Raw genomic sequence first — 13,110 nt, 5'->3', positions numbered from 1 at the left:
AGCACTCATAATGCTGGGGTCGGCGGTTCGACTCCGCCCCTTGCTACCAGTATCCTGAAAGCCCGGTTCGAAAGAACCGGGCTTTTTTTCGTTCTGGCCTTTCTCCATTGAGAGCCCGATTACACGTTTTATAGCACAGGATAGCAGCCATGCCGGAATCCCTCGTGTCAGGACTGTCGCTGGACCGCCTTGAGCGCATCAGCCAGCACTTTGAACAGAACTATATCCAGCCCGGCAAACTGCCCGGTTTTGCGGCACTGGTTGCGCGACACGGCAAGATTGTCTGGAGGGAGACCGGAGGGCTGCGAGATGCAGAGCGCAACCTGCCCATGGAACAGGATACAGTGTTCCGTATCTACTCCATGACCAAGCCCATCACCTCCATCGCCATGATGCAACTGTATGAGCAAGGCAAATTCCTGCTGAACGACCCGGTGCACAAGTACCTCCCATCATGGCGGAACCTCAAGGTGTACAAGAGTGGCAGCTATCCGGACTTCAAAACCGGGCCGGCAACCACCACCATGACCATCCGGGACCTGATGACCCACACCTCCGGACTGACCTACGGTTTCACCGAGAGAACGGAAGTAGATGCGGCTTATCGCCAGTTGAAGCTGGACGGCAGCTCTATTCTGACCCTGGACAAGCTGGTAAACCGGCTCGCAGAATTGCCACTGGAGTTCTCACCGGGCACCGCCTGGAACTATTCCGTATCCACCGATGTACTGGGGTATTTGGTAGAACTGCTGTCCGGAAAGCCTCTGGATGAGTATTTCCGTGAGCACATTTTCGAGCCACTGGGCATGATCGACACCGGCTTTCACGTAACGCCAGAGCAACAGGACCGCTTTGCCGCCTGCTACCTGTACCAGCCTGGCGACACCATCAAGCTGCAAGACGACCCAGAGCGCTCCCGCTACCTGAAGGCACCCAGGTTCCTGTCGGGCGGCGGCGGCCTGGTCTCCACCATGGATGACTACTTCCGCTTCGCCCAAGCCCTTTGCCAGGGTGGGGAGTACCAGGGCCAGCGTATTATCGGGCGCAAAACCCTGGAATTCATGCGCATGAACCACCTGCCCGATGGCAAGGATCTGCCGGCGCTCTCAATTGGCGGCTTCAGCGAAACACCCTATGCCGGCAGCGGCTTTGGACTGGGCTTCTCGGTAAGAACCGATGTTGCCAAGTCTGCCACCATCGGTTCGGAAGGCGAATTCGGCTGGGGCGGACTGGCCAGCACCAGCTTCTTTGTCGACCCGGTGGAGGACATGGTGGTGATCTTCATGACTCAGCTGATGCCATCCTCATCCTACCCCATCCGCCAGGACCTTAGAGCACTGGTGTACGGTGCGCTAACCTAAATCAGCCGCAAGACACCTTCGTTTTCCTGCGGCAAAGACATAAGCGTATAACGCTTCAAGCTGTGCGCGGTCTCCATTGCCTGTGGCATACTCACCAGCCCAGACCAACCAAAAACAAACCACCAGCAAGGAATGTTGTGATGAAAGCGGAAACTCTCGCGCTACACGCCGGCTTCAAGAGCGACCCGACGACCAAGGCCGCTACAACCCCCATCTACCAGACCACCTCGTATACCTTCGATGACACCCAGCACGGTGCCGATCTGTTTGATCTGAAGGTTCAGGGCAACATCTATACCCGCATCATGAACCCGACCAATTCGGTTCTGGAAGAGCGTATGGCGGCCCTGGAAGGTGGCGTTGGCGCACTGGCGGTGGCGTCCGGTATGGCAGCCATCACCTACGCCCTGCAGACCATCTGCAAAGTGGGCAATAACATCGTCAGCACCAGCCAGCTCTACGGCGGCACCTACAACCTGTTCGCCCACTCATTGCCCAACCAGGGCATCGAGTGCAAGATGGTGCCGCACGATGATTTCGCGGCGGTGGAAAACGCCATCGACGACCAGACTCGCGCCCTGTTCTGCGAGTCTATCGGCAACCCGGCCGGCAACGTGGTGGATATCCAGAAGTGGGCAGAGATTGCCCATAAGCATGGTATTCCGCTGATCGTTGATAACACCGTGGCCACACCGTTCCTGTGCCGGCCGTTCGAGCACGGCGCCGATATCGTGGTGCACTCCCTGACCAAATACATTGGCGGCCACGGCACCACCGTCGCCGGCATTGTGGTGGATTCCGGCAAGTTCGACTGGAAAGCCAGCGCCGACAAGTTCCCGATGATGAACCAGCCCGACCCGTCCTACCACGGCGTGGTCTACACCGAAGCGCTGGGCGAAGCCGCCTTTATCGGCCGCTGCCGCGTGGTACCGCTGCGCAACACCGGCTCGGCCCTGTCGCCATTCAACTCGTTCCTGATCATGCAGGGGTTGGAAACCCTGGCCCTGCGCATGGAACGCCATTGCGACAACGCCCAGAAAGTTGCCCAGTTCCTGCAGGACCACCCAGCCGTCGAATGGGTAAATTACGCCGGTCTGGACAACAGCCCCTATAAGGCTACCTGCGACAAAATTTGCGGCGGCAAGGCCTCCGGTATTCTGAGTTTCGGCATCAAGGGTGGCCGCGAGGCCGGTGCCAGGTTCATCGATGCGCTGGACTTGATTCTGCGCCTGGTGAACATCGGCGATGCCAAATCTCTTGCCTGCCATCCTGCCACCACCACCCACCGTCAACTGGATGCGGACGAGCTGAAGAGCGCCGGTGTCAGTGAGGATCTGGTACGGCTGTCGATCGGCATTGAGCACGTAGACGACATCCTTGCCGACGTCACTCAGGCTCTGGACAAATCCCAGGCTTGATCTTGCTCAACCGGGTACGACCAATGTCGTGCCCGGCACCCCCGTGATTGTCCGTATCTGCCTTGTATCTGCCCGCCCTGCCGATTAACCTTTAACGTTATTCATACCTTGATCAGAGAGCTCCCGGCCAAATGAGCGACAGCGCAAAGCCCCGCATTATCAGTGGTTCCAAATTCCGTAACGAGCATGGCTTCGCCGCCATCAAGGACGGCGTGAAACGATCCGCCGCCAGCACGGAAGACAAACCCCTGGAGCGCAAGCCCAAATGGCTGAGAGCCCGAATGCCCGGAGGCGAACGTTACGACGCTGTGCGCCGGAATGTGTCGGAGCATCGCCTGAGCACCGTATGCCAGGAATCCCACTGCCCCAATATCGGTGAGTGCTGGACCAACGGCACCGCGACCATCATGGTGATGGGCTCAGTCTGTACTCGTGCCTGCAAGTTCTGCGCGGTCGATACCGGCAACCCGAAAGGCTGGCTCGATGCAGAAGAGCCCGAGAATACCGCCAAATCGGTGGAATTGATGGGGCTGCGCTACATCGTTTTGACCTCGGTTGACCGGGACGACCTGGACGATGGCGGCGCCGCACACTACGCCGCCTGCGTGTCGGCCATCAAGCAACGCACACCGGAAGTCGCGGTAGAAGCCCTCACCCCGGATTTTGATGCTGTGATGAGCGATGTCGAGAAAGTGGTGGATTCTGGCCTCGACGTGTTCGCTCAAAACGTGGAAACCGTCAAACGCCTGACCAGCAAAGTGCGCGATCCGCGCGCCGGCTATGAGAAAACCCTGAGCGTACTGGCTCACGCCAAAAAGCATCGTCCGGATGTGCTCACCAAAACCAGCCTGATGCTGGGGCTTGGCGAAACCGAAGAAGAAGTTCTGCAGACCATGGATGACCTGCGCGCCATCGACGTTGACATCCTGACCCTGGGCCAGTATCTGCGGCCCACCCCGAACCACCTTGCGGTCGAGCGTTACGTCACCCCGGAAGAGTTCAACCGCTACCGGGAAATCGGACTGGAGAAAGGCTTTATGGAAGTGCCCTCCGGCCCCATGGTCCGCTCCAGTTACCGCGCGGACAGGGTGTTCGACAAAAACAACCTGGGGCTGGCTGTGCCCGAAGTGCCGCAGTCTGCCAACGCCGTGCAAATCCCGGTGAAGGCCATCGACTGATGGCGCCCATGCTGACCCTGCTGCGAAACATCCGCCAGAAGCATCCTGTTAAATCTCTCGAACAAGCAGCCTCAAAGGTCACAGTTCACTGAGGTTTGTGGCAAACTCTGCACTCGTTTTTTAAGCAGAGCCGTTATTCATGAACCGCCTTGGCGCCCTTTACGATCGTTTTATCCTTCCTCACCCCTGGATTGTACTGATTCTGTTCGGTGTACTGCTGGCGGTAGCCGCTCTCCGCTTTGATCAATTCCGACTGGACGCCTCGGCCGAATCCCTGGTTCTGGAGAACGATCGCTCACTGGAACAATACCGGCAGGTCAACCGGGTGTTCACCACCTCCGATGACTTTCTGGTGGTCACCTACACCGCACACGAAGACCTGTTCACGGACACCGGCCTGGGCCACTTCCGGTCGTTGCGAGACAAACTGGCGGCCCTGTCGGCTGTGAGCTCGACCAACAGCATTCTTAGCGTTCCCCTGTTGCACAGTCCGGACCTGACGCTAGACACAGTCGACAGTGAGATCAAGACACTGGATGCCGATGACGTTGCACCAGAGACCGCACGCCAGGCGCTGCTCAACAACCCCATGTACCCCAACTTGCTGATCAGTGAAGACGCCGGCACCACCGCCATTCAGGTAAACCTGCCAACGCCCGAACGCTATTTCCAATTATTGAATCAGCGCGATGAGCTGAGGGACAAGGTCGATGCCGGCACGGCCGATGCCCATGATCGGCGGCAACTGGAACAGGTCAGCCAGGAGTTTATCCGCTACACCGACACCCTCGGTAAAGAGCGGGATGCCACCATCGCTGAAGTACGAGTCATTCTTGACGAGTATCGTGATCGAGCGACCATCCATTTGGGCGGCGTGCCCATGATCGTTTCCGATATGATCCGGTTCATCCAGAACGACTTGTCTACCTTTGGTTTGGGCGTGCTGGCGTTTCTGTTGCTGACCCTTGCCATCATCTTTCGGCAATGGCGCTGGGTTCTGGTGCCCCTGCTCTGCTGCAGCTTAACCGTCTGGCTGATGATCGGCTTTCTGGGCTGGGCTCAGTGGCCCGTTACCGTGATCTCATCCAACTTCGTATCGCTGCTGTTAATCATGACCCTGTCGCTCACCATTCACTTGATCGTGCGTTACCGGGAATTCCAGCACGACGAGCCGGAGGCAGAACCAGGGAGTGTTCTGCGCCGAACCATCATGGCCATGATCAAACCCTGCTTCTACATGGCCATCACCACCATTGTCGCCTTCGGCTCTCTGACCTTTAGCGGCATCCGCCCGGTGATCGACTTTGGCTGGATGATGACCCTGGGCCTGGCCGTTGCCTTCGTGATCACCTTCCTGATTTTTCCGGCACTGCTCAGCCTGCTGCCACCCCCTCTGGACCAGTGCGTCGCGTCTGATCGCGTTCCCTTTACCGACGCCTTCGCACGCTTTACCGAACATTTCGGTGGCACAGTCCTGGTGGGCTCCGGGGTGATTGCCGTGTTGTGTGTGATCGGCCTGAGCCGGTTGACCGTGGAAAACAGCTTTATCGACTACTTCAAATCGTCCACCGAAATCCATCAGGGCATGGTCGTCATTGATGATCGGCTTGGAGGCACCTCGCCGCTGGACGTGGTGATCACCGATCAACCGGTTCCGGAAAACGTCAATGACGACCCGTTTGCCAGCGACTGCGACCCATTTGTTGAGGACTGCGATGAAGAGGAGTACCGCGATACCTGGTACACCTATCAGAAAATGCGGCAACTCGGCCAGGTACATGATTTTCTGGATAGCCTGCCAGAAACCGGCAAGGTACTATCGATCAGCACGACACTAGACCTGCTCGCTCAGATCAATTCGGGCAAACGCCTTAACGCACTGGAACTGGCCTTTGTCCCGGCGGCTGTGCCGGCAGATCTGCAAGAGATCCTGCTAACGCCTTACATCTCGGAAGAGCAAAAGCAGGCCCGCTTCAGCATTCGGATTCTTGAAACCATGCCCGACCTGCGCCGGCAAGATCTGCTGGACCGCATCCACACTCACCTTACCACCGAGCTGGGATACGACGACGACCGCATTCAGCTGTCTGGCATGACCGTTATGTACAACAATATGCTGCAAAGCCTGTTCGATTCCCAAATCAAAACCATCGGTGTGGTATTCGCCGCCATTATGGTGATGTTTCTGATTCTGTTCCGCTCAGTAACACTGGCCTTGATCGGCATGGCACCCAATTTGATTGCGGCAGGCTCTGTCCTGGGTCTGATGGGCTGGCTGGGTATTCCTCTGGACATGATGACCATCACCGTTGCCGCCATCACCGTGGGCATCGCGGTTGACGATACCATCCACTACATTCACCGCTTCAAAACCGAGTTTGTGAAAGACGGCGACTACCTGGCCACGATGCATCGCTGCCATCGCAGCATCGGCCAGGCCATGTTCTTTACGTCCCTGACCATTATTTCCGGATTTTCGATTCTGGTGCTGTCGAACTTCATTCCGACCATCTACTTTGGCCTGTTCACAGGTTTCGCCATGTTCATGGCATTACTCGGCTCTCTCACCTTGCTGCCAAGGCTGATCATCCTGACCAGGCCCTTCCCCTCTCCATAACAAAAAAACCGCCAGGGCAAGGCTCTGGCGGTTTTTTGTATAACAACGTGGTTTGCCGCAGGCTGTCTTCAGCGCCGGCACGTCACACTGTTGCTGGCCAGATTACTGGCCCGGCTGCATCATTTGTTGCTGTTGCATCTGACGCTGCATTTCCTGCATACGACGATCCAGCTCATCACGCTGCTCTGCGGTGAAGACGGCATCAACACGGGCCTGCATGAGTGCAGACAGGGCCGCAATCTCACCAGTTACATCACCCAGCTCTTTGGCATTTTCGCGAATTGCCGATTCACTGTAGTCGGCCTTGATTTCAGCCTGCAAAGCCTGCTGCAGTCCCTGTGCGTTTTGGCGCAACGAACCGATCTCTCCTTCCATTTCATCAATGATGCCGCGAATTTCGGTCTGCTGAGTATCAGACAACCCTACCATTTCGGCCAACTGGGCTACCTGATCAGGCTGGCCGGGTGCAGCCTGCTGGGCGAACGCGGGCATTGAAAGGCTAAAGGCTACCAGTGCAGAACCGATGATCTTTACAAGCTTCATAGAAATCTCCAAGTCGCCGGCAGCCAAGCTTTAACCGCCGGATTGCGTTGCTTTAAGTACTCAAGGCTGTACACCCTAAAACATTCCGGCACCGGATTTCACCCCGACATCCCTTCTTTTTGTACATACTTCCAAAAAAATACCGGCCTGCCCGCAGCACACGGGGGCAGGCCGGTATATGAAAATTTAGTCATTCCCCTGCATAATGGCGCCTTCAAACAGCAAGCGGAGCGAATATCATGGCTATTAACTGGTTTCCAGGGCATATGCACAAGGCCCGAAAGGAGATCAAAAAAGTCATGCCTCAGATGGATCTGATCATCGAGGTTGTTGACGCCCGCATCCCGTTCAGCAGTGAGAATCCGCTCGTACCGTCTTTACGGGGCGACACCCCGCTGATCAAAGTACTGAACAAAAGAGATCTGGCAGACCCTGCTGTCACCGAGCAGTGGCTCAAATGGATCGAACAGGAACGCGGTGTTCGCGCCATCACCCTGACCCATAATCAACGGCAGGAGGCTCTGGGCATCCTCAAGCTTGCCGAAGAGCTGACACCCAACCATGATCGGCAAAAGAGTGCTCTCCGGGTGATGATCCTCGGCATTCCTAATGTCGGCAAATCGACTCTGATCAATACATTGGCGGGGCGGTCGGCGGCAAAAACAGGCAATGAGCCCGCCGTTACCCGAGCTCAACAAGCCATTAAGCTCCCCGACAACGTCCTGCTTTACGATACCCCGGGCTTTTTATGGCCAAAACTGTCACCCGAGGCCTGCGGCTACCGTCTTGCCATCACCGGGGCCATTCGCAGCGCGGTGCTGGACTTTGAAGATGTGGCCATGTTTGAGGCCGACTTTCTGATCAAGGCTTATCCAGAGCTGGTTATGACCCGTTACGGGCTCGACGAGCAACCTGTTGATGGCCTGGGCCTGATGGATGCCATCGCAGGCAAACGCAAGTTCTTCCGCCGCGGCGGCATTCCGGATCTCCACAAAGTGTCTGAAATTCTGCTGAACGAGCTCAGGGCTGGTACGATTGGACGAGTTTCGCTGGAAACTCCGGCAATGGTTGAGAAAGAACTACTGGAAACAAAAGCCCGGGAAGAAGCTGAAGCCGCCGAAAAGGCCGCTCGCACAGATGAAAGGAAAAAACGATCCCGCTGACCGACCGAGGCCAGGCCCGGCATTGCCCGTAAGCGTTTACGCCTAAAAGCTACTCATAACGCTATGCTTTTTTGCTATACTTGACGTCAGTCAATGGAGAGATGGTTAATCCGCTATGGCCCAGGCAATACAACTGCATCAAGTGACATCCCTCAAGGCCTCATGCAACCAGTGCAGCTTGAGCAATCTTTGCCTGCCGCTGGCCATTGAGGAAAACGATCTCGACCGACTGGAAGACATCGTTCAGCAGGGGCGAATCTACAACCGCGGCGAGCACATTTTTGACCAGAGCACTCAGGTCAGGTCCTGCTTTGCGGTTAAGAGCGGCTCGATCAAGACGTCCATCATCAGTGAAAACGGTGAAGAGCAGGTAACCGGTTTTTTCATGCCCGGCGAACTGGTGGGTCTGGACAGCATGAGCAGCGAGAACTACGCCTGTACGGCCAAAGCGCTTGAGCGCACGAGCATCTGCGAATTTCCGGTCAATAAACTGGAAGAATTAACGCTCAAGCTGCCTGAACTCCAGCACCATATGTACCACCTGATGAGCCAGGAAATCCAGAATAGCCATCAGCTAGCGATGCTGCTAAGCAAGAACACGGCCGAGGAGCGGATCGCCGCCCTCTTGTTGTCACTTTCCAGCCGGTTCCGCCGCCGCAAAATGTCGCCAACCAATTTCAGCCTGCCTATGGCGAGAAACGACATCGCCAACTTCCTTGGCCTTGCCGTGGAAACGGTCAGCCGAGTGTTCACGCGTTTTCAGAACCAGGGGATCATCCGCGCACGGGGCCGTGAGGTGGAGCTTCTGGATGTTGAAGCCTTACAGATGGTCACACGGGATTTCGCAAGGCAAGGCGGCCAGTAACCGCTTCGCAGAGCCCGTTTTCACCTAAAAGAGCCGGCACCCTCAGGAGGGACTCGCCGGCTCTTTTTGTTGAGAAACGTCTGCTCTTGCCTTCAGCAGAGCCACTTCTTCCAACAACCAGGTTCGCCACGGCAACTGTTTGATCCCAAACGTATTCTTGATTTTGCTGCACACCATCGTGGTGTTCACCGGCTCCAGATGCGCCCAATCCGGCACCTCATCAACAATCCGGATGCCTTCAGGAATGCCAGGCATCCCGGTAATCGCCAGCCCAAGTTCGTAAAGATTGACTTCCTCAGCGCCGGCGTACTGATAGGTGCCCCATGCTTCGGCTCCGCAGTCTACCTGCAACACTACGGCGGTAATCACACGAGCCAGGTCTTGCACTGCGACCGGCTGCCCCAGACAACGGCCAGGCAAAAACAGCCCGTCACTGCCGGTCGCGCTCTTCTGAACCTTCTGAACAAAACGAGCAAGACTCCAGCCCGTTCGAAGAATGATGTGCCTCGGCAAAATCGTTCGTAGCGCCTGCTCACACTCCCACTGCCATCGACCTAATTCATTCATCGGCTGGCCTGGGTTAGATGCTATGTAGGCCGCTTGTTTTCGGCCATCAAACACATAACAGGACGACAACTGAATCAGCGCCATTGCCTTATCACGGGCGTACTCCGCCAGCGCCAAGGGTAGTGAAAAGGCCACCTGATGGGTCGCCTCGCGATCGCGCTCGGCCTTTTCCGGATTCACCAGCCAGAGTGCGTTAACGATGAGCTCGGTATCGCCCGGAATCCAGCTTTCCAAGGCATGCAAATCAACATTGGCCGGGTCGCTCACCAGCAACGGGCTGACCTGTAGATGCGTGTTGCGCAGCCGCTCCAGAAGCACCTTGCCCAGCGGGCCATAGTCGTGAACCACAAGTACATGCACGTTAAATCACCGCCTCCGGAATATCACTGATGTGACGGGCGCAATCCATCACCCAGGCCAATGGCTCGGACAACGGATTTGCTGCACTATCATGCAGCCTGAAACGCCGGTGTTAAAAAGAAGTCTCACTGACGAGCATACAACAACAGGAACCTCTATGCTGAAACAACAAAGCCACATCGTGGCCCCCATTCCTGACGAGCTGCGCACACGAGCCCTGTATACCGTCTGCGAGCTGAAGGAACGCGGCAAAGCCGATAAACAAGCCATCGACAAACTGTTCGACCTGATTGTAGAGCTGACCGAACAAGGCCTCGATTTCTTTTTTCTGGAGCCTCTGCGCCGTCTTAACGCCGGCAGCATGATGATGGGCATGGCCAAAATGGGTATCGGCAGCATGCTCAAGGGCAGCAAAATGGTCGTTCACAAGGTACTGAAGAAGCTGGATGACCGCAGCCTGGCTGCCATTCTCGATTTTATTGAAGAAATCATCCACGAACCTGAAACCCACTGACTCCATCCAGGACGGCCCGGGAGCTGTCGATCAAAGACAGATTCTGGGCACCCTTGCGGTAACGCCGGTCAACAGTTCGTACCCTATCGTGCCGGCACAGGCTGCCACTTCATCCACGCCCACCGTCGGCCCCCAGAGCTCTACCGCATCTCCTTCACGGGCCTCTGGCGCTTTGGTCAGGTCTACTGCCAGCATATCCATCGATACCCGCCCAAGCAGGCGAACACGCTGGCCACCAATCGCAGCGGGCGTGCCGGTGCCGGCATGGCGAGGGTAGCCGTCACCGTAGCCGATGGCCACCATGCCCATCCGGGTGTCGGTCTCCGCCACCCAGCTGGCACCGTAACCCACGGATTCTCCAGCACGGACCATGCGGGTGCTGATTAACGGTGCCTGCAGTGTCATGACCGCCCGCAAGCCCAGCTCTGCGCCGGTTGCACCAATCATCGGCGACGCTCCATACAACATAATCCCGGGGCGGCTCCAGTCATAGAGGCACTGCCCGGCACGAAAATGCGCAGCAGAGTTGCCCACACTGCGCATCAGATCAGGCCAGGCCGCCGTGGCAGCGTCAAAACACCGGGTTTGCTCGTCGGTCATCGGGCTCTCGAGATCGTCAGCACAGGCGAAGTGAGTAACAAAACCCAACAGCTGGGCCCGTTGCCCCCCGGCATCCAACGTGTTCATCAGGGCCGGAAGCTCGTCAGGGCGAAAACCCAGCCGGTTCATCCCCGTGTTCACCTTTAACCAAAATGTTGGTGTCGGACCGCCAGCGGCAAGCCACTGCAATTGTTGGGTACTGTGCAGCACCGGCTCAAACCCTTGCGCCTGGCAGTCAGCCAGGTCACCACGGGCATGAACACCCTGCAATAACACCACTGGCTGGGTCAGACCGCTATTGCGGATAGCAAAGGCCTCTTCAATACAGGCAACAGCGTACTTTTCCGCATCATTTGCCAGCGCACTGGCAACGGCTGTAATCCCATGGCCGTACCCGTCAGCTTTGATGACTGCCATAGTCCGGGCGATACCGGCCTTTTCGCGGGCGAGCCGATAGTTGAATCGGAGCGCGTCAAGATCGATATGGGCGACAGTACTGCGCGGCATTAATAATCCCCACCGTAATCTCCGTAATCCCCGTGCGCCAGGTCTTCAAATTTGGTGTATTTGCCAATAAACGCCAAGCGGATGGTGCCGATCGGACCGTTCCGCTGCTTACCGATAATGATTTCGGCAATGCCCTTGTCCTGGGTGTCTTCGTTGTAGACCTCATCACGATATACGAACATGATGACGTCTGCGTCCTGCTCGATCGCACCCGACTCACGGAGATCCGAGTTGATCGGCCGTTTGTTGGGCCGCTGCTCCAGGCTTCGGTTGAGCTGGGACAACGCCACTACCGGGCAGCTCAGCTCTTTTGCAATCCCCTTGAGAGAGCGTGAAATTTCTGAAATTTCTGCGGTACGGCCTTCGGAGTTACCGGGCACCCGCATCAGCTGCAGATAATCGACCATGATCAGGCCGATCTTGCCATCGTTTTCCCGGGCAACTCGCCTGGCCCGGGAGCGCATCTCGGTAGGGCTCAGGCCAGGGGTGTCGTCAATGTAGAGCGGCTTGTCTTTGAGCAGACTGACCGCAGACGTCAGGCGGGGCCAGTCGTCTTCATCCAGCTTACCGCTGCGCACCTTGGACTGATCGATACGTCCGAGCGATGACAACATACGCATGGCCAGCGCATCTGCGGGCATTTCCATACTGAACACCAGGATCGGTGTGCTGGTACTGATCAGGGCGTTCTCAACGATGTTCATGGCAAAGGTGGTCTTACCCATCGAGGGCCGCCCTGCCACGATGATCAAATCGGCCGGCTGCATACCCGAGGTCTGGTCATCCAGATCCCTGAAGCCGGTGGTCAGGCCGGTAGTCTGCTCACCAGACTCAAACAACTCCTCGATACGACTCAACGCCGTGGCAAGAATCGGGTTGATCGACTTGGGCCCGGAGCCTTCTTTGTTACGGGATTCTGCAATCTGGAATACGCTACGCTCAGCTTCGTCCAGTATTTCTGCGCTTTTGCGACCCTGAGGATTAAATGCAGAGTCTGATATGGCCCCGGAAACAACCAAAAGCTGACGCAGAATTGACCGTTCCTTGACGATCTCGGCATACGCTTTGATGTTAGAGGCACCCGGTGTTTTCTCCGCCAACTCAGCCAGGTAAGGCAAGCCCCCGGCATCTTCGATGTCACCGGCACGCTCAAGAAATTCAGCAAGCGTGACAACGTCAAGCGGCTCATTCTCACTGGCGAGACGTTCCACCGCACCAAAGATCAGCTTGTGATCCTGACGATAGAAGTCCACCGCCGAAATAATCTCGGAGATCTCATCAAACCGCCGATTGTCCAGCATCAGACCGCCAAGCACCGCTTGTTCCGCCTCTACAGAGTGAGGGGGCACCTTGATGCGACTGGTTTCCGGATCAATTGACGCAGATTTGAACGTGGGGTTCGCCATAAACACCAGAC

General features: G+C 56.8%; 11 protein-coding genes. 7 read left to right on the top strand and 4 right to left on the bottom strand.

Features of this window, described 5'->3' with window-relative positions:
* The first annotated feature begins 149 nt into the window (after positions 1 to 149).
* The 4 genes from IBX51_RS02530 to IBX51_RS02515 all read left to right on the top strand — a co-directional run bounded on the left by IBX51_RS02530 (position 150) and on the right by IBX51_RS02515 (position 6,574).
* Entirely contained in the window at positions 150 to 1,361 is a 1,212-nt protein-coding gene (locus IBX51_RS02530; protein ID WP_291828398.1) for a serine hydrolase, read from the top strand.
* A 140-nt stretch (positions 1,362 to 1,501) separates the two neighbouring features.
* Positions 1,502 to 2,779 carry an aminotransferase class I/II-fold pyridoxal phosphate-dependent enzyme gene (locus IBX51_RS02525; RefSeq protein ID WP_291828397.1) on the top strand — a complete coding sequence of 426 codons (1,278 nt, stop codon included), beginning with the start codon at positions 1,502 to 1,504 and terminating at the stop codon, positions 2,777 to 2,779.
* A 131-nt stretch (positions 2,780 to 2,910) separates the two neighbouring features.
* Complete coding sequence (lipA, locus tag IBX51_RS02520) at positions 2,911 to 3,957, top strand: lipoyl synthase (protein ID WP_291828395.1); 1,047 nt, start codon at positions 2,911 to 2,913, stop codon at positions 3,955 to 3,957.
* A 139-nt stretch (positions 3,958 to 4,096) separates the two neighbouring features.
* Positions 4,097 to 6,574, top strand: coding sequence for an MMPL family transporter (locus IBX51_RS02515; protein ID WP_291828393.1), 2,478 nt, complete (start codon positions 4,097 to 4,099; stop codon positions 6,572 to 6,574).
* Between the two features lie 102 nt (positions 6,575 to 6,676).
* Here IBX51_RS02515 and IBX51_RS02510 read toward each other — a convergent pair whose 3' ends face one another.
* Complete coding sequence (locus IBX51_RS02510) at positions 6,677 to 7,117, bottom strand: Spy/CpxP family protein refolding chaperone (RefSeq protein ID WP_291828391.1); 441 nt, start codon at positions 7,115 to 7,117, stop codon at positions 6,677 to 6,679.
* 239 nt (positions 7,118 to 7,356) lie between these two features.
* On the opposite strand from IBX51_RS02510, the gene ylqF reads away from it, so the two are divergent.
* Entirely contained in the window at positions 7,357 to 8,280 is a 924-nt protein-coding gene (gene ylqF / locus IBX51_RS02505) for a ribosome biogenesis GTPase YlqF (protein WP_291828390.1), read from the top strand.
* A gap of 115 nt (positions 8,281 to 8,395) precedes the next feature.
* A complete protein-coding gene (gene fnr, locus IBX51_RS02500) occupies positions 8,396 to 9,145 on the top strand; it encodes a fumarate/nitrate reduction transcriptional regulator Fnr (RefSeq protein ID WP_291828389.1) in 750 nt (249 codons plus the stop codon).
* A 42-nt stretch (positions 9,146 to 9,187) separates the two neighbouring features.
* On the opposite strand, the gene IBX51_RS02495 is transcribed toward fnr, so the two are convergent.
* Positions 9,188 to 10,072: a sugar nucleotide-binding protein gene (locus tag IBX51_RS02495; protein ID WP_291828388.1), complete on the bottom strand. Its 885-nt coding sequence runs from the start codon at positions 10,070 to 10,072 to the stop codon at positions 9,188 to 9,190.
* Positions 10,073 to 10,229: 157 nt separating this feature from the next.
* On the opposite strand from IBX51_RS02495, the gene IBX51_RS02490 reads away from it, so the two are divergent.
* Positions 10,230 to 10,586, top strand: coding sequence for a hypothetical protein (locus IBX51_RS02490; protein WP_291828386.1), 357 nt, complete (start codon positions 10,230 to 10,232; stop codon positions 10,584 to 10,586).
* 30 nt (positions 10,587 to 10,616) lie between these two features.
* On the opposite strand, the gene alr is transcribed toward IBX51_RS02490, so the two are convergent.
* Positions 10,617 to 11,693 carry an alanine racemase gene (alr, locus tag IBX51_RS02485; RefSeq protein WP_291828384.1) on the bottom strand — a complete coding sequence of 359 codons (1,077 nt, stop codon included), beginning with the start codon at positions 11,691 to 11,693 and terminating at the stop codon, positions 10,617 to 10,619.
* Positions 11,693 to 13,099 (bottom strand): replicative DNA helicase, encoded by a 1,407-nt coding sequence (gene dnaB, locus IBX51_RS02480; RefSeq protein ID WP_291828383.1) that lies wholly within the window; start codon positions 13,097 to 13,099, stop codon positions 11,693 to 11,695. Before dnaB ends, alr begins: the two co-directional genes overlap by 1 nt.
* Positions 13,100 to 13,110 lie beyond the last annotated feature (11 nt).

Origin of the sequence: Marinobacter sp., assembly GCF_014859525.1 — a bacterium.
Lineage (GTDB): Bacteria > Pseudomonadota > Gammaproteobacteria > Pseudomonadales > Oleiphilaceae > Marinobacter.
The sequence above is the reverse complement of the archived record's forward strand: the minus strand, read 5'-3'. Positions and strand labels throughout refer to the sequence as shown.